The organism is Pseudarthrobacter sp. lyk4-40-TYG-27 (genome assembly GCF_030209295.1).
GTDB lineage: Bacteria > Actinomycetota > Actinomycetes > Actinomycetales > Micrococcaceae > Arthrobacter.
Genome location: NZ_JARVSH010000002.1, coordinates 53,760 through 76,730, shown reverse-complemented (window position 1 = coordinate 76,730; position 22,971 = coordinate 53,760). Strand labels below are relative to the sequence as shown.

General features: G+C 67.1%; 20 protein-coding genes and 2 riboswitches. Of the genes, 6 read left to right on the top strand and 14 right to left on the bottom strand.

The window, feature by feature from the left end; genetic code table 11:
• Complete coding sequence (locus QRM96_RS03785; protein WP_285318439.1) at positions 1-1,662, bottom strand: ABC-F family ATP-binding cassette domain-containing protein; 1,662 nt, start codon at positions 1,660-1,662, stop codon at positions 1-3.
• 253 nt (positions 1,663-1,915) lie between these two features.
• Between QRM96_RS03785 and QRM96_RS03780 the strand changes: the two genes are divergently transcribed.
• Together QRM96_RS03780 and QRM96_RS03775 are read left to right on the top strand one after the other, a co-directional pair.
• Positions 1,916-2,647 carry a hypothetical protein gene (locus tag QRM96_RS03780; RefSeq protein ID WP_018762161.1) on the top strand — a complete coding sequence of 244 codons (732 nt, stop codon included), beginning with the start codon at positions 1,916-1,918 and terminating at the stop codon, positions 2,645-2,647.
• Positions 2,644-3,378 carry a hypothetical protein gene (locus QRM96_RS03775; protein WP_018762160.1) on the top strand — a complete coding sequence of 245 codons (735 nt, stop codon included), beginning with the start codon at positions 2,644-2,646 and terminating at the stop codon, positions 3,376-3,378. The genes QRM96_RS03780 and QRM96_RS03775 overlap by 4 nt, the downstream gene beginning before the upstream one ends.
• Before the next feature lie 210 nt (positions 3,379-3,588).
• Here QRM96_RS03775 and QRM96_RS03770 read toward each other — a convergent pair whose 3' ends face one another.
• The 9 genes from QRM96_RS03770 to QRM96_RS03730 all read right to left on the bottom strand — a co-directional run bounded on the left by QRM96_RS03770 (position 3,589) and on the right by QRM96_RS03730 (position 14,790).
• On the bottom strand, positions 3,589-6,621 hold the full coding sequence (locus tag QRM96_RS03770; RefSeq protein ID WP_285318438.1) for an alpha-mannosidase: 3,033 nt from the start codon (positions 6,619-6,621) through the stop codon (positions 3,589-3,591).
• A gap of 98 nt (positions 6,622-6,719) precedes the next feature.
• A complete protein-coding gene (fdhD, locus tag QRM96_RS03765; RefSeq protein ID WP_285318437.1) occupies positions 6,720-7,604 on the bottom strand; it encodes a formate dehydrogenase accessory sulfurtransferase FdhD in 885 nt (294 codons plus the stop codon).
• Between the two features lie 50 nt (positions 7,605-7,654).
• On the bottom strand, positions 7,655-9,106 hold the full coding sequence (locus QRM96_RS03760; RefSeq protein WP_285318435.1) for a molybdopterin molybdotransferase MoeA: 1,452 nt from the start codon (positions 9,104-9,106) through the stop codon (positions 7,655-7,657).
• On the bottom strand, positions 9,103-10,107 hold the full coding sequence (locus tag QRM96_RS03755) for an NTP transferase domain-containing protein (RefSeq protein ID WP_285318433.1): 1,005 nt from the start codon (positions 10,105-10,107) through the stop codon (positions 9,103-9,105). Before QRM96_RS03755 ends, QRM96_RS03760 begins: the two co-directional genes overlap by 4 nt.
• 42 nt (positions 10,108-10,149) lie before the next feature.
• Entirely contained in the window at positions 10,150-10,650 is a 501-nt protein-coding gene (locus tag QRM96_RS03750; protein ID WP_285318425.1) for an HNH endonuclease, read from the bottom strand.
• Between the two features lie 267 nt (positions 10,651-10,917).
• Positions 10,918-11,685, bottom strand: coding sequence for an NlpC/P60 family protein (locus tag QRM96_RS03745; protein WP_018762154.1), 768 nt, complete (start codon positions 11,683-11,685; stop codon positions 10,918-10,920).
• 162 nt (positions 11,686-11,847) lie between these two features.
• On the bottom strand, positions 11,848-12,525 hold the full coding sequence (locus tag QRM96_RS03740) for a C40 family peptidase (RefSeq protein ID WP_109863860.1): 678 nt from the start codon (positions 12,523-12,525) through the stop codon (positions 11,848-11,850).
• Positions 12,526-12,595: 70 nt separating this feature from the next.
• A riboswitch (cyclic di-AMP (ydaO/yuaA leader) is annotated at positions 12,596-12,777 on the bottom strand.
• 128 nt (positions 12,778-12,905) lie between these two features.
• Positions 12,906-13,727: a M23 family metallopeptidase gene (locus QRM96_RS03735; RefSeq protein ID WP_109863882.1), complete on the bottom strand. Its 822-nt coding sequence runs from the start codon at positions 13,725-13,727 to the stop codon at positions 12,906-12,908.
• A gap of 12 nt (positions 13,728-13,739) precedes the next feature.
• Positions 13,740-13,970, bottom strand: a riboswitch (cyclic di-AMP (ydaO/yuaA leader).
• Between the two features lie 118 nt (positions 13,971-14,088).
• Positions 14,089-14,790: an iron-dependent transcriptional repressor DtxR gene (locus QRM96_RS03730; protein ID WP_133832523.1), complete on the bottom strand. Its 702-nt coding sequence runs from the start codon at positions 14,788-14,790 to the stop codon at positions 14,089-14,091.
• 272 nt (positions 14,791-15,062) lie between these two features.
• Here QRM96_RS03730 and serC point away from each other — a divergent pair, with 272 nt between their 5' ends.
• Complete coding sequence (gene serC / locus QRM96_RS03725) at positions 15,063-16,193, top strand: phosphoserine transaminase (RefSeq protein WP_285318422.1); 1,131 nt, start codon at positions 15,063-15,065, stop codon at positions 16,191-16,193.
• A 75-nt stretch (positions 16,194-16,268) separates the two neighbouring features.
• On the opposite strand, the gene QRM96_RS03720 is transcribed toward serC, so the two are convergent.
• Positions 16,269-16,772 carry a DUF3027 domain-containing protein gene (locus QRM96_RS03720; RefSeq protein WP_285318421.1) on the bottom strand — a complete coding sequence of 168 codons (504 nt, stop codon included), beginning with the start codon at positions 16,770-16,772 and terminating at the stop codon, positions 16,269-16,271.
• Positions 16,773-16,778: 6 nt separating this feature from the next.
• A complete protein-coding gene (locus tag QRM96_RS03715) occupies positions 16,779-17,162 on the bottom strand; it encodes a cold-shock protein (protein ID WP_018762148.1) in 384 nt (127 codons plus the stop codon).
• 222 nt (positions 17,163-17,384) lie between these two features.
• Here QRM96_RS03715 and QRM96_RS03710 point away from each other — a divergent pair, with 222 nt between their 5' ends.
• Genes QRM96_RS03710 through QRM96_RS03700 form a run of 3 tightly spaced genes read left to right on the top strand, consistent with a single transcriptional unit; the run spans position 17,385 to position 21,766 of the window.
• Positions 17,385-17,618, top strand: coding sequence for a hypothetical protein (locus QRM96_RS03710; protein ID WP_026264694.1), 234 nt, complete (start codon positions 17,385-17,387; stop codon positions 17,616-17,618).
• A 10-nt stretch (positions 17,619-17,628) separates the two neighbouring features.
• Complete coding sequence (locus tag QRM96_RS03705) at positions 17,629-20,106, top strand: helicase-associated domain-containing protein (RefSeq protein ID WP_285318419.1); 2,478 nt, start codon at positions 17,629-17,631, stop codon at positions 20,104-20,106.
• Positions 20,107-20,119: 13 nt separating this feature from the next.
• Positions 20,120-21,766 carry a DNA repair helicase XPB gene (locus QRM96_RS03700; RefSeq protein WP_018762145.1) on the top strand — a complete coding sequence of 549 codons (1,647 nt, stop codon included), beginning with the start codon at positions 20,120-20,122 and terminating at the stop codon, positions 21,764-21,766.
• Between the two features lie 21 nt (positions 21,767-21,787).
• Here the strand turns inward: QRM96_RS03700 and QRM96_RS03695 are convergent, their stop codons facing one another.
• Both QRM96_RS03695 and QRM96_RS03690 read right to left on the bottom strand, forming a co-directional pair.
• Positions 21,788-22,657: an FHA domain-containing protein gene (locus tag QRM96_RS03695; RefSeq protein WP_285318417.1), complete on the bottom strand. Its 870-nt coding sequence runs from the start codon at positions 22,655-22,657 to the stop codon at positions 21,788-21,790.
• Between the two features lie 5 nt (positions 22,658-22,662).
• Positions 22,663-22,920 carry a hypothetical protein gene (locus tag QRM96_RS03690; RefSeq protein ID WP_026264693.1) on the bottom strand — a complete coding sequence of 86 codons (258 nt, stop codon included), beginning with the start codon at positions 22,918-22,920 and terminating at the stop codon, positions 22,663-22,665.
• Between the last annotated feature and the right edge of the window lie 51 nt (positions 22,921-22,971).

Below are 22,971 nucleotides of genomic sequence, written 5' to 3'. Positions count from 1 at the left end.
TTATTTCTCCTGGCTTGCAGTGTGGTGGAGCTCCTGGACCTTGCCGTCTTCCAGGTGCCACCGTGAGTCGAGCCGAACATTTTCGAGCAGCCTGCGGTCGTGGGTGACCAGCAACAGGGCGCCGTCGTAGCTTTCCAGGGCCTCTTCCAGTTGCTCAATGGCGGGCAGGTCCAGGTGGTTGGTGGGTTCGTCCAGGACCAGCAGGTTCACCCCGCGGGCCTGGAGCAGCGCCAAAGCTGCCCGGGTCCGTTCTCCGGGCGACAGGGAATCCACGCTCCGGGACGTGTGGTCCGCCTTGAGGCCGAACTTGGCCAGGAGGGTGCGGACGTCGGCGCTGTTCCAATCGGCCAGGACGGCCTCCACGGCGTCGCCCAGGGGCCGGGCACCGTCAAGCAGCCCGCGGGCCTGGTCGATTTCGCCGACGGCGACGGAGGCACCCATGGAGGCTTCGCCGTCGTCCGGTTCCTGGGTGCCCAGCAGCAGCCGCAGCAAGGTCGACTTTCCGGCGCCGTTGGGCCCGGTAATCCCGATGCGTTCCCCGCCGTTGAGCTGGAGGTTCACCGGGCCCAGCGTGAAGTCCCCCTGGCGGGCCACCACCCCGCGCAACGTGGCGACGACGGCGCTGGAGCGGGGTGCCTGGCCGATGCTGAACTGGAGCTGCCACTCCTTGCGGGGCTCCTCCACCACGTCCAGCCGGGCAATGCGGGACTCCATTTGCCGGACCTTTTGGGCCTGCTTCTCCGAGGACTCCGTGCTGGCGGCCCGGCGGATCTTGTCGTTGTCCGGGCTCTTCTTCATGGCGTTCCGGACGCCTTGGGAGCTCCACTCGCGCTGGGTCCGTGCACGGGACACCAGGTCTGCCTTGGTGGCGGCAAAGTCCTCGTACTTCTCGCGGGCGTGCCGTCGGGCCACCGCGCGTTCGTCGAGGAAGGCGTCGTAGCCGCCGTCGTAAACGGCCACGCTGTTCTGGGCAAGGTCCAGCTCGACCACGCGCGTCACACAGCGGGCCAGGAACTCACGGTCGTGGCTGACCAGCACCACGCCGCCGCGAAGCCCCTGGACGAAGTTTTCCAGGGTGGCCAAACCGGCGAGGTCCAGATCGTTCGTGGGCTCATCGAGCAGCACCACGTCGAACCGGCTCAGCAGCAGCGCGGCAAGGGCGACCCGGGCGGCCTGGCCGCCGGACAGTCCGGTCATCAGCGCATCCGGGCCGGCGTCCAGCCCGAGGTCGGCGAGCGCAGCCGGAATGCGGTCATCGAGGTCCGCAGCGCCGGAGGCCATCCAGCGGTCGAACGCCCGTGAGTAGGCATCGTCGGCCCCGGGTTCGCCGGAACCCAGGCCCTCCGCGGTGGTTTCCATCTGCAGAGTCGCTTCCGCGCAGCCGGTCCGGCGGGCAATGTAGCCGGCCACGGTCTCACCGGAGAGGCGTTCGTGCTCCTGCGGAAGCCAGCCAACGAAGGCGTCGGCCGGGGCCAGGCTGATCGAACCGTCCTGCGGCTGGTCCACGCCGGCGAGGAGGCGCAACAGGGTGGACTTCCCGGCGCCGTTTGCTCCCACCACCCCGACGACGTCGCCCGGGGCGACCGTCAGCGAAAGCCCTGAGAAGAGCACACGGTGGCCGTGGCCGCCGGAGACGTCCTTGGCAACGAGGGTTGCAGTCATTGATTCGTCCTTTCGCCACTGCCCGGGCAGCCAATATGCGGCCGGCGCAGCAGCGGTTACGGGGCCGCGGCGCCGCTGGGGCTGCAGGACATAGAAGAACCCGCTGGTCCGGACTTGGGGGGTGTACGGACCAACGGGCTCGACCATCAACTATAGACGAATGTGGGGCGCGGGCAAAATCCGCGGCACGGGTCCGGGCCGGCCGGCACGGTAAAGTTATCCACACCACCATACGTTCTTCAGAGGGCTTTCCATGACCATTCCCGCCAAGGCGTTTCAACGCTGGCTGCAAAGCATCGCACCCGATGCCAGCACTGCGGACGTCTGCCGGGTTTCCGGGATCAAGCGCACCACCCTCGCCCAGCAGCTGGTCAGGGGAAAGGTGGCCGTCCACACCGTGGTCAGCATCAGCCGCGCCTATCACGCGAATCCGGTCGCTTCGCTGGCCGTCTTCGACGATTACCGCGTCCTGGCCGGCCCGCCCCACCCGCCGACGAAGTGTGAGCTGGTCAGCCAGATTTCCACGCCCGATCTCCTGCGGGCCCTCCTGTCCCGGTCCGCCATGGACCCTGCCCCGGGAGCTGCCGCACCCGCCCTGGGCCCGGCCCCGCACGCCACTTCGGTGAAGAACTGGGTTGATGCGATCGACGACGGCGAGGTCCGGCAGCGGGTGTCGGCCAGCACCGGGGTGGCTCCGCAAAACTATTCAGCCCAGCTGACGGCCAACCGGCTCTCCCCCGAACTCGCCATGGCCACCGCCGTGGCGGCGGGGGTGGGCCCCGTGGGCGGCCTGGTGGCGACGGGACTTGTCACCGAGGAGGAAGCCGGCTGGCCCGCGGGGGCCCGGCAGGCCGCACTGGACAGCCTCTCCGACGGTGAACTCACCGTGCTCGCGGGAGACCGGCTGCAGGCCCTGGGCAAAGTGCTGCGCCGGCATGAACATGACCAGGCGCAAACGGAAAAAATATGGGAGAACCTGGGATGATCGAGACTCTCCAGTGGAGCACGCTGGCCATTTGCGGCCTCGTCGCCGCAGCACGCATTCCCAGCGCCCTCCGCGGCGAAAACCGTTCCCTGTTCGGCATCTTCGCTCTGATGACGCTTGCCATCCTCTTGAGCATCCAAGGCCCTTACCTCGTCATCGACCAGGCGATGGGCGGAATCAACCTGGCCAACCTGCTGCTGCGCTTCGTCGTCTTCGGCGCCATCTTCTTCCTGGGCATCCGCGTCTCCAGGGGCTTCGGCGCGGACGGCGCCTACCGGCTGATCACGGGAAAGACCGGGCTCATGGTCCTGCTCACCATCTCCGCCGTAATGGTTGCCCTGTTCCTGCTGATGGACACGTCGGGCTCCTCCGCCGGCTTGATGGCCATTTCCGCCAAGGGCGGACGCAACTCCGCCCTCGTCGAGTATTACGGCGCCGCCGGCCGGGCGTACCCCGCGTTCGTTGCACTCGCCCTGGTTCCGCCGATGGTGCGCGCAGTGCGGGAACGCCTGCCCCTCCTGGTGCGGATTGCCGCCGGATTGCTGGCACTGGGCGGGGCAGCCGTTGCGCTGACCCTGCTCTTTCCCTTGATCCCGCCGTCGATGAGCGCGGCGGAATTCATCATCAATTACTCGGCAGTCCTCTGCTACGTCGTCGGCCTGGCCCTGATCTGGACAGCCCGGATCGTCAACCGGCATTCGGGGTCCCGAAAGACATCTACCGAAATGTGACCTTTTCCGCTTTCACAAAATCATTAGCGTGTGACACAATCATGAATGTGTGAAGGCGGGCGGACCAGGCGCTTTTGAACGGGGATAAATTCTGAATCGCCGGGACGTCCAAGATGCCTTCGCACACATTGGGGGGATGAGTGGTGGCGGATCGTTGGGGACCGCCCCCACTCAGCCTGTTTAAGGGCTCTGTACCCGGCCGTGCAGGTGCTATTGCCGGGTGAAGCGCAGGGTGACCAGCTGGAACGGCCGCAGGCTGAGTACGGCCCCGCTTCCGTCCGGATCAACTCCCGGCGCGTCACCTGCCCGCTCCAGCAGATCGGTGGCCACCACTCCACTAACCGGGAAATTGGCGGTGATACGCCCGGCTGAGCGCTGGCCCAGGGACTCATAGAGCCGCACCACCACATCGCCCGAACCGTCCTGCGCACACTTGACCGCTTCGACCACCAACGCAGGATTGCTGACCGTGAACAAAGGCTCCACCGGCGCCGCACCGCGAACCAGCCGGGGCGCCAGGTTGGTCCGGTACCCCTCCTCGATGGCGTCCGCAATGCCGGCGCCCGGGCGGATGGACACTGTCAATTCGTGGCGGCCGCGGTCGGCGTCGGGGTCGGGGAACTTGGGTGCCCGCAACAGGGACAAACGCACCGTCGTGGTGGTTCCCCCGTCGGTGTCCCTGACGCTCCTGCCCACATCATGGCCGTACGTGGAAGAGTTCGAAACTGCCACCCCATAGCCGGGCTCGCCAACGTGGATCCACCGGTGGGCGCAGATTTCGAACTTGGCGGCCTCCCAGGAAGTGTTGGTGTGGGTGGGCCGGAAGACATGGCCGAACTGGGTTTCCGCTGCGGACCGATCGGCCCTCACATCCAGGGCGAAGCCCAGCTTGAGCAGCTTCTCCCGCTCCTGCCAGTCGACGGTGGTGGTGATTTCCAGTGAGGGGCTGCCGGGCGCAAGGGTGATGCGCTGCGTGAGCGGCGAGGCGCCTGCCAGCCGGTCCACGACGACGACGGCGGCCGCCCCGTCGGTGGACAGCCGGACCGATTCCGCGTGCCGCAAAGGTGTGACGTTCCGGCGGTAGAACTCGTCGATGTCCCAGGCATCCCATTCGTTGGGCGTGTCCCGGTGCAGCTCCAGCAGGTTGCCGCGCTGGCCGGGGGCGATGGCCTCCCGGCCGGTGGCATGGTCGCGGAGGGAGACCAGCAGCCCGTCGGCGTCCACCACTGCGCGGATGATGCCGTTGTCCAGGATGCAGCAGTCGCCATCCCGGGTGGCCTGTACGGCGTCCGTCGCGGCCGCGGGCGTGGCCGCGGCGAGCGCCGGAACACCCTGCCGCGCGTGCGGAGCCGCGTTGAGCAGGAACTCCTGTTCGCCCGCACCCAGCATGGCTGATCCCGCCTGGCCAATGATTGCTTCGAGGGCGGTGTCGATGGCCCGGTAGTTCCGCTCGGCATCCTGGTGCACCCAGGCAATGGAGCTGCCCGGCAGGATGTCGTGGAACTGCTGCAGGAGCACCAAGTGCCAAAGCCGCCGGAGTTCAGCGGCGGGGTACTCATAGTCGCCGCCAGTACGGACCGAAGCCGTGGCGCACCACAGCTCCGCCTCGCGCAGCAGGTGCTCACTGCGCCGGTTGCCTTTCTTGGTGCGCGCCTGGCTGGTGTAGGTGCCGCGGTGCAGTTCCAGGTACATCTCGCCCACCCAGACGGGCAGCCCCTGGTAGTCCTCCTCGGCCTGCCGGAAGAAGCTCTCCGCCGACCCGATCCGCACCTTGGGCGAACCTTCAAGGTCCCGGGTGCGGGCCGCGGCAGCCAGCATCTCCCGCGTGGGACCGCCGCCGCCGTCGCCGTAGCCAAACGGCACCAGGGACACGGTGCCGCGTCCGTGGTCCCGGTAGTTGCGTTCTGCGTGGGCCAGGTCGCGGCCGCTGAGGTCCGAGTTATAGGTGTCCACCGGCGGGAAGTGGGTGAACAGCCGGGTGCCGTCGATCCCCTCCCAGTTGAAGGTGTGGTGGGGCATCCTGTTGGTCTGGTTCCAGGAGATCTTCTGCGTGAGGAACCAGCGGCTGCCTGCCGCTTTGACGATCTGGGGAAGCGCCGCGCTGTACCCGAACGAGTCCGGCAGCCAGGCTTCCCTGCACTCGATGCCGAACTCGGAAAGGAAGAAGCCCTTGCCCTCCACGAACTGCCGGGCCATCGCTTCGCCGCCGGGCATATTGGTATCCGATTCCACCCACATGCCGCCGACCGGAACGAACTGGCCGGCGCGCACCTTCTCGCGGATCCGCCCGAACAATTCCGGGTAGTACTCCTTGATCCAGGCCAGTTGCTGCGCGGAGGAACAGGAGAAGACAAAGTCCGGGTTCTCGTCCATCAGGGCCACGACGTTGGAGAACGTCCTGGCGCACTTGCGGATGGTTTCGCGGACGGGCCAGAGCCACGCCGAGTCAATGTGCGCGTGCCCGGTGGCCACCAGCTGGTGGGCGGAGGCGTACGCTGGCCGGCGCATGACCTCGGCGAGGGCCTCACGCCCTGCCGCCGCAGTCCCGGCGACGTTGTCCGGGTCCATGACGTCCATCATGCGTTCCAGCGCCCTGAGGATCTCGTGGCGGCGCGGCAGTTCCAAGGGCAGCTGTTCCATCAGGCCGGACAGGGTCCAGATGTCCTGCTGGAGTTCCCACACGCACTGGTTCAGTTCGGCGATGGCGATGGTCCCGAGCCGGTACTGCGGCGCTCCGCCGGCTGTTGCCTTGTCGCCGAGCGGAGTGGCCGCGAAGGTCCAGCCCTGCGCCATGTCGGGGTTCGCAGCGGCCTCCACGTAGAAGTCCACGGCCATGCCGCTGCCCAGGAGCTTCAGCGGGATGTACTGGTTGCGGGGTGAGATTGCCTTGATGGTGGTCCCGTCTGAACGCCAGGCGATTCCCTCGCACTGGAATCCGGGCGCCTCCGTGGTGAACCCGAGGTCAACCACCACCTCCACGGTGGTGTCCGGGCCGCCGCCCCACGATTCCGGCACCTCGCCCTGAAGCCGCAGCCAGGTGGTCCCCCACGGCTTGCCCCAGGGCGCGCCGTGTTCCTGCGGCTGGAACTGCTGCCGCATCGCTTCCAGCGCGGGGACCGGCTCGCCGGGAACTTCCCAGCTGCTCAGGGCAAGCGGAACCGTCCTGCTGTAGACGGCCGGGGTGATGCGCTCGCGCACAAACCTTGCCAGGCGGACTTCCGTGATCCTGCGGTCGTCATGCAATATTGGTCCTCTTTAAGCTTGGAACTGGATCATTGTGTCCATTCGATGGACAAATCTACCCGTTGGCTTCGCGGCATCCAACCCCTCGAGCCGGACGTTCACCCCTGAGCCTGCGGGACGGCGGCTTCCGGTCGCAGGATCCGGGTTTCACCGGAGTAGACGTTGAAGCTCGAGCCCCGGCTGAAGCCCGCCACGGTCAGCCCGTTGGCCTCGGCCAGCTCCACGGCAAGGCTCGACGGTGCGCTGACGGCGGCCAGGACGGGTATCCCGGCGAGGGATGCCTTCTGCACCAGTTCGAAGGACGCCCGTCCGGACACCTGCAGGATTGTGCCGGTCAGCGGCAGGAGGCCTTCGCGCAACGCCCACCCCACCACCTTGTCCACGGCGTTGTGCCGCCCCACGTCCTCGCGCAGGCACAGGAGGCGCGGCTCGCCGTCGTCCCCAATCCTGAAGAGGCCCGCGGCATGCACTCCGCCGGTATCGTCAAAGAGGCGCTGGGATTTCCGCAGCAGCCCGGGCAGCGACGCCAGGACCTCCGCATCGACTCTCAGCGGATCCGACTGCGGGCTGAAGTGCGAGGACTTTTGGACCGCATCGATGGAGTCGGTTCCGCAGATGCCGCAGGAGCTTGAGGTGTAGACCTTACGCCCGGTATCCGGAACCTCGACGTCGGGCCGCAGCTGGGCCTCCACCACGTTGAACGTCTGGACGCCGTCCTCGTCCTCGCCGGCACAGAATCGCAGCGATACCAGTTGCTCCGGAGCCCAGATGACGCCCTCGGACACCAGGAATCCGGCCACGAGGTCAAAGTCGTCCCCGGGAGTCCGCATGGTCACCGAGTAGGAAAGCCTGCCGAGCCGGATTTCCAGCGGCTCCTCCACCGCGAGGACGTCTTCGCGGTGGCGGACCGGGTACTCCAGGGCGCCCGGCGATCCATCCAGTACGAATTTGTGCACCTTTCGGCGCTGGGTTACGCGTCCCATGTTCCAGCCTGCCTCGTCATGACTCCATCATGGCACTTTCGGCGCCCGGCTCAGTCCAGCAGCGCGCTCCAGTCCACGGGGCCGCTGGGTGCGGGCTTGCCCTTGGGCTGCCCGGTCCGTCCGGCGGTTCGGGGCTTGGCCTTGGCCGCCGCGTCCGCGGGCGGCGGGAAGGGCGGCCCCCAGGGCAGTGCGAAGGCCGGCACCGGCTCCCCCAGTTGCACGCCGTGCGGCGGTACCACCAGGACGCCGTCGGCGGCAGCCAGTCCCCGCATCATTCCCGGTCCTGTGTGCTGGGCCGGCGACGCCATGCCGTACAGCAGCCGGAACGGCATCAGCCGGGTGCGCCCCGGGTCCGGTTCGATCATGGTGCCGCACGGCACCTCCTGGACGGCGGGCATGGCGGCGTGGCCCAGCGCTGCGAGGAGTGGTGCGCCCACAGTGGACAATGCCATCATGGCCGCGAGCGGGTTGCCCGGGAGGCCCAGGACAAAGCGGCCGTCCGGAAGTTCGGCAAGGACGGCGGGGTGCCCCGGACGCATGGCCACGCCGTCGATGACCAGCCGGCCGCCAAGTTCAGCCACGGCCCGGCGGAAGTGGTCGGTCCCGGAGCGCCCGGTTCCTCCGGTGGTAATGACGACGTCGGCCGGCAGGTCCGGCGCGTCCGGCACCTCCGGCACAACGTCCTCGAGCGCCGCAAGCCATTCCTCGTAGGAGTCGCCGATTCGCTGCTGGCCGCCCGGTATGCCACCCAGCATCGCTACGACGTCCTGCAGCTGGGGCCCAAAGGTATCCCGCACCTTGCCCGGATCGGGGGTTCCTGAGTCCACCACCTCGGAGCCTGTCAGGACGAGGCGCACCACGGGCTTTCCCTGAACCTGGAGTTCATCGTGTCCGGCCAGTGCGGCCAGTGCCAGGTGTGCGGGGTTGAGGTCCACGCCGGCTTTGACCAGGACGTCCCCTTCCAGGGCCTCTTCGCCCGCTTTCCTGATGTGCTCACCGGCGCGAGGTTCCCCCGGGCGCGCCTTTCCTCCGGCCATCAGCAGCGGGAGTCCCTCGTCGTCCGTGGCCAGCACCGCATTCTCGGTCCTCAGGACCGCTTTGCCTCCGGCCGGGATCAGGCCTCCCGTAACGATGATGCTTGCTTGGTGCGGGGCAAGGCGGTTCCCGGGGTCCACCGGAATCCAGGGGCCGCTGCCGTTGACCGCCCAGCCGTCCATGGCTGAGGACGCATAGTGCGGCATGTCCTGGAGTGCCAGGATGTCCTGGTCGAGCCTGCGGCCGAGGGCCATGCGCAGCGGCACCGGCCCTGCCGGGATCGGGGTGGCCGCATCGAACGCAGCCTGCCGGGCTTCTTCCCAGGTGTGCGCCAGGTGGTGCCCGCTGGTTTCAGCCTCCGGTTCCGTGGTTTCCGGTCCAGGTGTTTCGTGCCCGGCGGTCCCCTGTGGTGCTTCGGGCTCGTCGGCAGGTGGGACCTCCGGCCAGTCGCGGGGTTCTGCCGTCATTCGCCGGGGGTCCCGGCGGCAGCTTCATTCTCGTAGTCGGCAGCCAGGGACCGAGCCACGGCCATCGCCGCTTCCATGGACGCCGTGTCCATTTCCCTGCCCGGTGCGGCAGCCAGCCCCGCGGCGAATCCTGCGATGAACGTGGTGAGTGGAGCAGCCGGCCGGATCACGGCGTGGGCTGCGACGCCGGCAAGGGACAGCACTGCGTTCACGTCCACCTGGACGTCCTCCAGCTTGTATGCCTGGAGCAGGGCCCTGCACCATTCCTCCAGCGTCTCGTCCTGGCTTTTCACGACTTGCCTCCCACGTTGGCTCCGCACGTTTTGGTCAAAGTCTTCACGCTGGCTCCCGGCGGCGATCCCCAGCGTGGCAGCATCACCCCACGTATCCACGTCGGCAGTGGACCCGGCTGGGACTGTGACAAGCTGCACGTCCAGATTAGCAAGGAGGGACCTCACGGAGCCGTTGACCAGGGCGTCCCGGCGGGACAACTCACCGCACGATCTTTTTAACTCATCAGTGTTATATATGGCTGCCAGCGGCTGTTCCCTGCCGTCGGCAGAGCGGGCCACGGCGCCCCGGCCATCGCCCGCAGCTGCCACCGCGTCCCGGAGCATCGCCACCGCCCGGGCTGCCAGCGGCATGTCGCAGGCGAGAACCAGAGTGAAGGGCGCCCCTCCCCCATAGGTGGCAAGGGCATCGAGGCCGGCTGAGATCCCGGCGGCAGGACCGGCAAACTTCGGCTCCTCCCGGCAGGACAGGACGCCTGGCGGCAGGGCCTGGGCGGGTCCGGCCTCATCGGCAGCCCCGCGGGACGGAGGGCTGCCGGCGGAAACGTCGCCCACAACAACCGTGCGGCGGGCACCGGCAGCGGCGTCAAGGGTCCATGCCAGGAGGGTTCTTCCCCGGAGGACCAACGATTGCTTGGGTACTCCACCCAGCCGTGATGATCGGCCGCCCGCCAGGATCAGGGCGTCAAAGATCAACGGGTCCGTTTGCACCCACCCAGCCTAGCGAACAGCAACCGGCCCGGAAGCCGCTTGTCAGGCGGCGCGCTCGGGAAGCAGGAATGGATCCCAGGCGGGGGTTGGCTTCTCCAGTTCCTTGATCTGCCAGATGGTTCCGTGCGGCGGCTCCGGCACGAAGCGCAGGGTCCATCCCATCTCGCCGGGGGTATGGTCACCCTTGACGTTGTTGCACCGCAGGCAGGCAGCCACGAGATTCTCCCAGGAATCGGCTCCGCCCCGCGATTTTGGGTGGACATGGTCGATTGTGTGCGCTGGCTTTCCGCAATATGCACACTTGTGCCCGTCACGTCGAAGCACACCACGGCGGCTGACGGCCGTTGAGTGGTTGTACCGCGGGCGGATGTAGCGGTTGAGGAGGATCACGGACGGGCGGCCCAGGACGTCAGTGGGGCCCACCACGGGATCATCCCCCTCGGCCACCACGCTCGCCTTGCCTGTGAGCACAAGCACCAGCGCCCGGCGGAAGGTGATAACCGCCAGCGGTTCATATCCAGCATTCAGAACGAGAGTGCGCATGCACGTACCTCTTCACGGCCGCACCCGTCAGGGGCACGAGGGCCGGCTGCCCTCGGCATGTCCGGGCTATGGATCGACATCACAAGAGTAAACAGAGAATTGCAATATCAGGTAATCGGTATACGCGGAGGCCGGATCCCACCCCGGTGGCGGGAGCCGGGATGCACGCAGAATGGCGGGAGTTAAATGGGAAAAGACCCCCGCCTCAAGGGCAGGGGTCCTTCCGGGCACATCTTATGCGGCGCCGCGTGCGGCGGGCGGCAGTGGTTACCGAACGTGGATGAAGACCGGTCCGGAGCCAACGTTGGCGCTGAACACAACGGTGTCGTTGCCGTTGAAGCCGCCGTGGACGGCCATCCCGTTTCCGGCGTAGACGGCGATGTGGGCCATTCCTCCGCCACCGTCGGCGTAGTAGATGAGGTCTCCGGGCTGGGCCTGGGATGCGGACACCCTGTCACCCAATGACAGGTAACCGGCGGGCCAGTCGTGGAAGTGGATGCCGACGGCAGCCAGTGCGTTGGTCACCAGCATGGTGCAGTCCTGGTGTACGCCAAGCTGGGCGTAGGCAGCGGACAGGATGGCAGCACCCTTTCCGCTGGCGGAAACCTGGGCGGCGGGGGCAGCCGTGGCATCGGCAGTTGCAACCTTGGCAGTCACCTTGGGAGCGGCAACGGCCTGGGCAACGGGAGCGGGAGCGGCTTCCTGCACCGCAACCTCGGGCTCGGGAGCCGGTGCCGGAGTGGTGGTAACGGCCGGCTTTTCGAAGCTGATGGCAATGGTGGAAGCCGCTGAGATCGGAGCGTCGACGGCGGATTCAACTTCCATGGCGGATGCCGGAGCCGAGTCGCGCTTGACGTTGGTGTCGGCTGCGTTGGCTGCGATGCCGCTGGTCAGGACCAGGCCGGAAGCTGCAGCGATTACTGCAGCCTGGCGGCCCATGCCGCCGGCGTTGTCGCTGACAGCCTTGGCAATGATCGCGATCGAGTTGGTTTTGGTGACCTCGGCGCGGTGCCGTGCGGTAGCACGAGTCGTCATCAGTTCTCTCTTTCGTTTTCCTCTGGACCGCGGTGGCCTGTCCGAGGGGGTTGGATGCGCCGGCATCTTGGGGGTACGCCGGCGCGTCCCGAACGGGGATGTTGGTTTCTAGCGAAAAAGCTTTGGGCAAAGAAATAGCCCTTGGAGCGTGGAGCCCAAGAACTACTTGTTCAGGTGGTAGTACGTGGAAGTACCGGTGGCTGCGGGAGAGTGGAGCATGGTTCCCTGCGACGGGTTGAGCGCGCTGATCATCATGCCGTTGCCGACGTAGATGCCGACGTGTGCGCCGCCGTTCTGGACCACGAGGTCGCCCGGCTGGGGGGTGGAGGTGGGGGTCATGATGCTCCACGCGTTCGTGCGGGGAATGCTGATTCCAGCCTGCGCGTAGACCCACTGAACGAAGCCGGAGCAGTCCCAGCCGTTGGGGGTGGTGCCGCCCCAGACGTAGGGGTGGCCGATGCCGGTGTAGGCGATCGCGGCGATACCCGAGGTGGCTGCGGACGAAACGGCTTCTACTGCCTGTCCGGCCTTGGACGCCTCCTGGCCGGCAGTGGTGGCGGTGCGGTCCGCGGACGCGGTGGACTGGGTGCGCACGGTTTCCACCTTCGGGGCGGCGGTGGTCTTGACCGCCGGACGCTCGAAGGAAACGGTGGCCGTGGGGGCCGCGGTGACAGCAAGGGCGGTCTGCGCGGAACCGGACTCCGTGGAGGCCGAGATGCCGGCAGTGGTGTCCGCGGCGTTGGCCGGCAGGCCCATGCTCAGGATGAGGCCTGAAGCCGCTGCCACAACGGCAGCCTGGCGGCCCACGGTCCCGGCATTGGCGCTTACGGCCTTGGACATGGCGTCCAAGGGGTTGACGCGAACCGTTTGCGCACGGTGGCGCGCAGAATTATGGCGTGAAGACACGAAGGTAGCCTCTCCCAATGCCTGCGAGGTGAGCTGTCGGATTCGGATGGGAGTCACCCGGCCACTTCGCTTCCTGGGAAGCTCATGACTTAACCCCAAGGCCTTCCAGAACGCAGAAGGCCAAAATTGGTTCCCCCGCCCCTGCCAGACGATGAAATGCGAACGGACCTTGAGCGGTGGCAGAGTTAGGCAATCCACTCAAGAGCGTCAACTTCGGAAAAGTTGACGCGAGTTAGACGGTACAGCAGTTTTGCTTCAATGTCACATTCAGGTCACGGCGGGTCACGGCGATCTGGGAGTGCGCAATCAAACGGTTACAGCCAGCCCATCGGATCGACCACTTCGCCGTTGACCTGAACTTCGAAGTGCAGGTGGCAGCCGGTGGACGCCCCGGTGGTCCCGCTCAACGCCACGACTTCGCCGCGGGAGACCGTTTGGCCCACCTTGACGTTGAAGGACGAGAGGTGGTTGTACGTGGTCTCCAGGCCGTTGCCATGGTCGATCACCACCCGGTTTCCACCGCCGAACTGGTGCCAGCCGGCGAAGGTCACGGTTCCTGTTGCGGCTGCCAGGACGGACGTCCCGCACTGTGCCACGAAGTCCTGTCCGCGGTGGAAATCTCCGGTGCCGCCGGTGATTGGGCTGACCCGGTAGCCGAAGGGCGACGCGGTCACGAGGGATGCCAGCGGCGCGGCCAGGGTCCCGGCGGAAGCCGCACGCGTTACCGATCCGGCCGACTGGGCGCTCAGCAGTTGCTTCAGCTTCCCGTCGGGGTCCGCCTGCGTTACGACGGCTGAGCGGCTGAAGTCGATCTGGGCGCCTACATCCGCGGAAATCTGGGGCTGGGGGCTGACTGCGGAGGCGGCCTGGGGCGCGATTCCGGCCGCATCCGTCGCCATAACGGGGCTGGTGGCGGGCATGGTCACCGTGAGCACCAGGCCGGTGGCGGCGAGGGCGATGCCAGCCTTTTGGCCGATGCCGCTGGCCGCGGCAAAGTCGGTGATTTGCCGGAACGGACCCCGACGGCGGCGCGCATCCCGTTGCGGGTCGCGGGGGCGCTCCGCGGCGGCTACTTCGACAACCCGGGGTGCCTCAGGGGGGCCCGCCGCGCGACGGCGGCCCCGGGAGGTCTGCATGGTCAAGAAGGGTTCCTCTCTGGAATAGCCTGCGGAGTTAGCTGTCGGATTCGGGTCAGAGAGATCAAAGACCCGGTCCGTCATGGGCAAACTTCTACACAGGGGTATTCCCGGAAGAATCCTTCACTGGAGAGGCTTGCTGCTGACGGACTTCACCCCAAGGCAGTCCCCCGCTGCCGGTTGTGGTTCCCCCGCCTCTGCCAGTAACGACTCGTACACCTGGCCCGCTGGCAGAGCTCGGCTCCGGATCAGGTAACGCTTAAGTATCAACGCTGGGTTCCACTATAGGGGCTTAAGACCCTAGGTAACAATTCCGTTATCTTTGCGTGGAATCCCCCGGGTGGGGTATGGAAACGCGGCGTCAGGCCTGGTTCACGGCGACGAAAACGTGTGCCGCCACCTCGGGAGGCAGCTCCAGCGCGCCCTCGATTCCCGCCACCCGTACCGAAATGTAGTCACCGACGCGTTCCAGGGAGACAGACGCGCCGGGCCGGATACCGCCCTCGTCGAGCTGGGTCAGCAGTTCCGGCTCCACCTGGATCGGTTCCGCCAGCCGGCTGATGGTCACTGCCGATTCAGGCCCGTAGGCCTTCATTGCCTCCACCAGGCTGATGGCGCCGTCGCCGAACCCGGGTCCGGGCTCTCCGCCCAGGGCGGCAAGGCCGGGGATGGGGTTTCCGTAGGGCGACTCCGTGGGGTGGTCCAGCATCTCGTAGATGCGCCGCTCCACCCGTTCGCTCATAACGTGTTCCCAGCGGCAGGCTTCGTCATGGACATAGGCCCAGTCCAATCCGATCACGTCGGCCAGCAGGCGCTCGGCCAGCCGGTGCTTCCGCATGACCTCAGTGGCACGCTTGCGGCCGGTGTCGGTCAGTTCCAGGTGCCTGTCACCGGAGACGACGACCAGGCCATCGCGCTCCATCCGGCCGATGGTCTGGGAAACGGTAGGCCCCGAGTGGCGCAGGCGTTCGGCGATACGGGCCCGGAGGGCAACGATGTTCTCTTCCTCAAGCTCCAGGATGGTCCTGAGGTACATCTCCGTAGTGTCGATCAGATCCGTCATCCAGCTCAGCTCCTCGAGCGCAGTACCTTGCGTTGTCCCACCGTATCGCCTCTTCCCGCGACGTAGTCCGGGGAAGAGTTTAGCCTATTTTGATTTAGTCCGAATAGGGCCTGCCGCCTGCGGCGTCTCATTGGCTGGACATTGGCGCCGCCCGCTCCCGCCACCCTGCGCGCTTCAGGCAGAATTGGGGAAGGTTTGCACTGCAGCCATGGCCGGCTCCCGGCCACCCACCACCCGGACCACAGCTTTCGTCCCCGCCGAATGGAGCACCTGTGAGCGACACCAGCATCACGATTCCCGCCAACCTCCTGCCCCAGGACGGGCGGTTCGGGGCCGGCCCCTCAAAGGTCCGGCCGGAACAGATCGATGCCCTGTCCGCTGCGTCGAAGACTATCCTCGGCACATCCCACCGGCAGGCTCCGGTCAAGAACCTGGTGGGCTCCGTACGCGAAGGACTCAGCCAGTTCTTCCGTGCTCCCGAGGGCTACGAGGTGGTCCTCGGCGTGGGCGGCTCGACCGCGTTCTGGGACATCGCGAGCTTCGGCCTCGTGTCCAAGAAGGCGCAGCACCTGTCCTTCGGGGAGTTTGGCTCCAAGTTTGCCTCCGCCACCAACAAGGCGCCGTTCCTGGAAGCGTCCTCGATCATTAAGTCTGAGCCGGGCACCCGTCCTGCAGCGCAGGCGGAGGCGGGCGTGGACGTCTACGCGTGGCCACAGAATGAGACCTCCACGGGCGTCGCCGCCCCGGTCAAGCGGGTGCCGGGCGCCGACAAGGACGCCCTGGTCCTGGTGGACGCAACCTCCGCTGCCGGCGGCCTGGACGTCGACATTGCCGAAAGCGACGTTTACTACTTCGCCCCGCAAAAGAATTTCGCTTCCGACGGTGGCCTTTGGCTCGGCCTCTTCTCCCCCGCCGCCCTGGAGCGCGCTGCCGCCATCAAGGCAAGCGGCCGCTGGATCCCGGACTTCCTGGACCTCCAGACCGCCATCGACAATTCACGGCTGAACCAGACGTACAACACCCCGTCGCTGTCCACCCTGGTAACCCTTGGCGCCCAGGTCCAGTGGCTGAACGCCAACGGCGGCCTGGACTTCGCCTCTGCCCGCACCGCCGATTCCGCCGGCCGCATCTACAGTTGGGCTGACGCCTCGGAGTTCGCCACCCCGTTTGTGGCCAACCCGGAGGAGCGCTCCAACGTCATCGCCACCATCGACTTTGACGAGTCGGTGGACGCGGCAACGGTGGCGAAGGTCCTGCGCGCCAACGGCATCGTGGACACCGAGCCCTACCGGAAGCTGGGCCGCAACCAGCTGCGCATCGCCACCTTCGTCGCCATCGAGCCCGACGACGTCTCGGCACTGCTGTCCAGCATCGACTATGTGGTGGGCGAGCTCCGCAAGTAGTCCAGGCACACGCGAAAGGCGCCGCCCGGGATAACCCCTGGACGGCGCCTTTCGCGTGTGGCGGAAAATTCTTGCTTAGTCTTTTGGCTCCGCGTCGTCGTCGGCATCCTCTTCATCCCCGGGCGCCTGCTCCGCTGCGGACGGCTCTTCCTGGCGGGCTTGTTCGGGTTCCTGCTGGTGCTCGTCCTCGGGGCGCACGCGTTCGGCCCACGGCACCCACTCCGGGGCGAGGATCGATTCTTCGGACGGCAGCAGGCCCAGCTCATCGACGGTAACCACCTTGGAGCGGGAGTTGCGGGTCAGCACCGCGTACCACTGCCAGCCGCCGTAGCCGGCCAGCCGGGACTCGAACAAGTGCGTGACCAGCCGGTCGCCCTCGCTTTTGGCACCAAGGTGCGGCCCGATGGTGGCAGCGGGCGTGATGCCCTCAACCGCGGCCCGTGCAACATCGACGGCTGCTGCCAGGAACGCGTCAGGCTTGCCCGTCCGCCATACCGGAACCCCGGCCTTGCGCTTTGGCGCAGCCTTGGCAGCTTGCTCCTGTGGAGCCACGCCCGGTTGTTCAGCTTGGGGGTTCATCGGCGCCTAGACGTCCAGCTCGTCGGCAACCTTGCGCAGGGCGGCCGCGATTGCCTTGCCCTTGTTGCCGTCCGGATACTTGCCCTTGGACAGCGTCCCGGACAGGTTGTCCAGGACGGTCACCAGGTCCTGGACCAGCGGCGCGAGGTCCTTGGCGCTGGGACGCTTTGCTTTGGCAATGGACGGGGTCTTGTCCAGCACCCGCAGGCCCAGTGCCTGGGCGCCCTTGCGGCCGTCAGCGACGCCAAACTCCACGCGGGTGCCGGCTTTGAGCTCCGTTACACCCTCGGGCAACGACGACTTGGGCAGGAAGACCTCCTGGCCGTCCTCGCCCGCGAGGAATCCAAAGCCCTTGTCCTTGTCATACCACTTGACCTTGCCGGTAGGCACGTAATCAACCTTCTTCGTTCTGCTGTCATGAGACACGGCCAGGTGCCACCGCGTCCGCATTGTTGTGCGGGTTCAAGGTATGGCCCTGCAAACCGTGTTGGTCTGTATGCTTCAAGGTTATCCTGCCGCATGCCCTAATCATGCTTCCGGCCGTACTGTTCCGCCCCGGGCGCAAGCCCGGGGCTTTAGCGGCACGCCGGACGCCGCTGTAGCGTTACCTCCATGACACCCTTGCGTTTCCGCCGGCCCCTGATGGTGCTTGCAGCTGTTATTGCCCTGCTTTCCCTGGTAGCGGTGGGAACGGTCATGGCGCTTGCCTTCGCGGGGTCCGTCGCTCCCACCTGGGTCACGTACTCAGCGCTGTACGGCCTCCCGGTGGCCTTCATCCTGATGCTCCTGCTGGTCCTCGATGGCGTGGCCGCCCGGCGGCGGGCGGGAAGGCGGGAGCCGCGGTAACGTTGGACTGATGTCCCTCATTCGTGCGCTCGGCAAGGACCTGGAGGCACGCAGCGACGATTCGTTGCGGGCACTGTTCGCCGCGCGGCCGGACCTGATCTCCCCTTCGGTGCCGGATTTCGCGGCACTCGCAGCGCGGGCGAGCTCCCGGGTCAGCGTCCAACGGGCCCTTGAACGGCTCAACCGGCCCCAGATGCAGGTGCTCGAAACCCTGCATCTGTGCACCAACACCGACACCGGCCACAGCGCGTCCGCGGAAAACCTGCAAAAACTGGTCCGGGGTTCGTCCCTGGCCACCATTCAACAGATCCTTGGCACCTTGCAGGAACTTGCCTTGGTGCACCCGGCCGCACCACCGCATGGCTCCCCGCCCGCAGCGTCCGGACATGTCTTCTATCTCCCGGCGGGCGCCCTCAAGGACGTGGTGGGAATCTACCCGGCCGGACTGGGCCGCAGCTACACGGAACTGGTGCGCCTGCAGCCGGCGTTCGCCCAACGGGCAGTACCGCTGGTTGCCGAACTGCACCGCAGCGGCTTCGCCGTCCACGAGGCCACGACCCCCATGGACGCGGCACTGGCCCTCCAGCACTGGACATCATCTCCGGAGGGGCTGCGGGACATCCTCGCCGGAGCCCCGGAACGGACGACGGCGCTGCTCGCCAGGTTCCGGAACTGGGCCATGGGTGCCGTCCCCCAGGCGCAACGGAAAGCCTCGGTCCTGACGGAACCGGCCGACGTCGACCCGGTGGACTGGCTCCTTGCCCGCGGCCTGCTGGTCCCGCTCGACGCCGCGCACGTCGAATTGCCGCACAGCGTGGGGCTGGCGCTCCGCGGCGGTGCCATCATCGACGACTTCACCCTTGCGCCGCCTGTCCCCGAGCTCGGCCGGACCACCGCAGCGCTGCGAAGGAACGCGGCCCTGAGCGCGATTTCGGAGACCCTGAGGCTCGTCTCCGAACTGCTGCATGCCGTCCGGGACCAGCCGCTGGCCACCTTGCGCAGCGGCGGGGTGGGGGTACGCGAAATGCGCCGGCTCTCCGAACAGCTGCGGATCGACCAGGGCGCGGTGGGGCGGCTTCTTGAACTGTGTGGCCTGGCAGGCCTGATCCGCCTCGACGTCGACTCGTCGTGCTGGGTGCAGCCGCCCCAGCTTGAGTGGCTCCTCCTGCCGAGGCAGGAACAATGGCTGTGGCTGGTCAACGCCTGGCTGGCCAGCGAGCGCGTCCCCTCGATGGTGGGCCAACCGGTCAGTACCTCGCCCGGCACACCTGCTGCCCGGCCCGCGTCCGGCACCACCATCGCCGCGTTGTCCGCCGGAGCGCAGCGGCCCGATGCCCCGGTGGTCCGTAAACGCATCCTGGAAATCCTGCATGAACTCACGTGCGAGGCATCCGCCCCGGACGGCGCCGCCCCGGTACTCGATGCCGCCGCGGTCCTCCAGCGGGCGGAATGGTCACAGCCGCGGATGGCAAGGCGGTTCAGTTCCCTGATCCGCGGCGTCCTGGCAGAGGCCGAACTGCTGGGCCTCGTGGGATCCGGCGCGCTGAGCCAGCTCGGAAGCGCTTTCGCCGAAGACAATCCCGACGCCGCCCTTGCCATCCTTGGCGAGCACCTCCCGGCAGCGCTGAACCACGTGCTGCTGCAGGCGGACCTTACCGCCGTCGCGCCGGGCTACCTGGCCCCCGCACTCACGGAAAAACTGCTGGTCATGGCCGATGCCGAAGGGCAGGGCCCGGCTACCATCTACCGGTTCTCCGCCGAGTCCATCAAACGGGCGCTCGACGACGGCTACGACGCCCCCGCCCTGCTGAGCTTCCTGCGTGAGCACTCGGCCACCGCAGTGCCGCAACCGTTGGAGTACCTGGTGGAGGACACCGCCTCCCGGCACGGCAGGCTGCGTGTGGGCCAGGCAGCGAGCTTCATCCAGAGCGACGATGAGGCGATGCTCGCCGGACTGCTGGCCGGCCCGAAAGCGGCGCAGCTTGGACTGGTCCGGCTTGCCCCCACCGTCGTGTCGTCCTCCGCCCCGCAACGCGACGTTGCCGCCGCGCTCCGCAGCCTGGGCCTGTCCCCCTCGGTGGACGGCACCGAGCCAGCCGGCCACCTCCGCCGCGCTGCCTCCGCGCAGGAAAGCCTCCGCCCTGTCTATACCGCTCCGCGGCTGGCGCCTGCGGCGGAGGACGTGGATGCCCAGCTGCACCTGCTGCGGCAGTCGCGTGACGCCGTCGGACACTCCCCGGGACCTGCCGCGGGCAGCGAAGCCGCCACGCAGCTGGGGCTGGAGGCGCTGCAGCGGGCCATCCGGCTGAAGCAGCGGATCCACATGAACGTGGTGGACAGCCTGGGGAATGCCAGCATGGAAGTGGTTGTTCCGCTGTCTGTCAGCGGAGGACGGGTCCGTGTGTTCGATCCCGCCAAGGAAACTGAACGGGTCCTGTCCGTCCACCGCATCATCGATATCGAAGCCGCCGAGGAACTGCGGCAGTAAAGGACTTCCCCGCGTGACCGACGGACCCTTGATCGTCCAAAGCGACAAAACCATCCTCCTCGAAGTGGACCACGAGCTGGCCACCGAAGCGCGGCACGCCATCGCGCCCTTCGCCGAACTGGAACGGGCTCCGGAACACATGCACAGCTACCGGCTGACCCCGTTGGGACTGTGGAACGCACGCGCCGCCGGGCTGGATGCGGAAAAGGTACTGGATGCCCTGCTGAAATACTCGCGTTTTCCGGTTCCCCATTCACTGCTGGTCGACGTCGCGGAAACCATGTCCCGGTACGGCCGGCTGCGCCTGGAGAAAGACCCGCGCCACGGTCTGGTAATGCGGACCGACGACTACCCCGTGCTCGAGGAAGTCATCAGGGCCAAGAAGATCGCGCCGCTGCTGGGGCCTCGGATCGACGGCGAAACCGTGGTGGTGCACGCATCCCAGCGCGGCCAGCTCAAGCAGCTGCTGCTGAAGATCGGCTGGCCGGCCGAGGACCTGGCCGGCTACGTGGACGGAACCCCGCACCTGATTTCGCTCCACGAGGACGGCTGGAAGCTGCGCCCCTACCAACGACTGGCCAGCGAAAACTTTTGGGCGGGCGGCAGCGGGGTGGTGGTATTGCCCTGCGGTGCCGGGAAGACGCTCGTGGGGGCCGCGGCCATGGCCACAGGTTCCACCACCACGCTCATCCTGGTCACCAACACCGTTGCCGCGCGGCAATGGAAGGACGAGCTGATCAGGCGCACGTCGCTCACGGAAGAGGAAGTGGGCGAATACTCGGGCGCCATGAAAGAGGTCCGTCCGGTCACCATTGCCACCTACCAGGTGCTCACCACCAAGCGCGGCGGCATCTATCCGCACCTGGAACTGGTGGACGGCCACGACTGGGGGCTGATCATCTACGACGAGGTCCACCTCCTGCCGGCACCGATCTTCAGGATGACGGCCGACCTCCAGGCCCGCCGCCGCCTAGGGCTGACGGCCACCCTGGTCCGGGAGGACGGGCGAGAAGGCGAGGTCTTCAGCCTGATCGGACCCAAGCGCTACGACGCGCCCTGGAAGGACATCGAGGCGCAGGGCTACATTGCGCCGGCGGACTGCGTCGAGGTTCGCGTCGACCTGCCGCAGGACGAGCGGGTTGCCTACGCCATGGCCGATGACGCCGACAAGTACCGGCTGTGCGCCACCTCCGAGTCCAAGACGCAGGTGGTGGAGCAGTTGGTGGCACGCCACAGCGGCGAGCAGCTGCTCGTGATCGGGCAGTACATCGACCAGCTGGACGAACTCGGCGAGCGCCTGCAGGCACCGGTGATCAAGGGCGACACCTCGGTGAAGGTGCGCCAGAAGCTCTTTGACGCCTTCCGCGCCGGTGAGCTGCAAACCCTGGTGGTGTCCAAGGTGGCCAACTTCTCGATCGACCTGCCCGAAGCCTCGGTGGCCATCCAGGTATCGGGCTCCTTTGGGTCCCGGCAAGAGGAGGCTCAGCGGCTCGGGCGCCTGCTGCGGCCCAAAAAGGACGGCCGGGCTGCCAGGTTCTACTCGCTGGTGGCCCGCGACACCCTGGACCAGGAGTTCGCCGCGAAGCGCCAGCGGTTCCTGGCCGAACAGGGGTATGCCTACCGGATCATGGACGCCAAGGACGTGGAGGCTGCCGGATAGGGTCCGGCAGCCTGCACACCGTCAGCTCACGCCGTAGGAGCTGTCGCGCTCCATGGTTCCCGTGCGCGGATCGAACTGCGGACGCTCGTAGGCCAGTTCGCCGCCGCTGCGGCCGCCGTAAGGGCGGCCGTGGTCTGCGAATTCTTCACGGAAGAACGCAAGGCACCATTGTCCCATCTGCATCCGGGCGCCGGTCCTGAGCAGGGAAGGACCGGAGGTGGCAACGCTTCCGCTGACGGGGCCATGCGGCACCAGGACATACTCATCCTGCTCGTCGTGCCTGATCTGTGCGTGCAGCCCCTCCAAGCCCTCAAGCCTGATATCGGACTCCGGGCTGCTGCCGATCGTGGTGACCTCGCCCGCCAACGCCACTTCACGCGGGATCTGGCCGGTCCAGGTGGTTGCGTCCTGGACAAAGATGAGCCGTGGCCGGCCGCTCCCCCGCGTGTAGTGGGTGGTGGTGATGCGGCGGGGAATACGCCGCCGCACCGTGGGGAGCAATGGCAACGGCGTCGCCGGCGGAAGAAGGGAAATGCCGTTTGGCCGGCGCCGTCCCTGCCGGAGGAGCGGCAGGAGGGTTCCGAGTTTCCCAAGCTTGATATGCGGGGACCTGGTGACGAGCCGCTGCGATGCAGGACTCTCCACGGCTCCCAGGCTGATGAGGTTGCCCTGCGGACCGGAGATGTGGACGCTGATGCCTTTCCTGGCCAGTACCTCGGCCAGGGGCTTCACTTCGTCCAGGGACGGGAGCCCGCCTCCCGACAACGGGGCCAGGTCCGCGAGGGATACCGTCAGCTCCGTGCCGGCGGCCTTGGCGCTTCCCCGGGTGACCGCCCCGGACTCGTCCGAGAAGGAGAAGTCAAGGTCCACATCCAACCGGTACTCAGCCATGTCTGTCAGCCGCGGTTCAGATCGGATCCGGCGGCATCCTTGTCGCTGGTGGTGACCCGCAGGCTGCCGTTGAGCTTCCAGGTGGCCCGCGGCGCGTCAGGACCAATGTCGCGGGGCACCTCGATGGTCATGTCCACGAACTGGTAGTTGATGGCAGCACCCTTGCCGGTGAGATACGACCACATTTCCTCCGCCAGGTCCGCCCAGTCGCGGATGCTGCGGTCCGTGGATGTGGTGTTTTCAGATGCGCTCAGATCAGTCATGATGGTCAATCCCTTCACATGGGTCAGGAGCGATGGAACCCTGGAATCAAC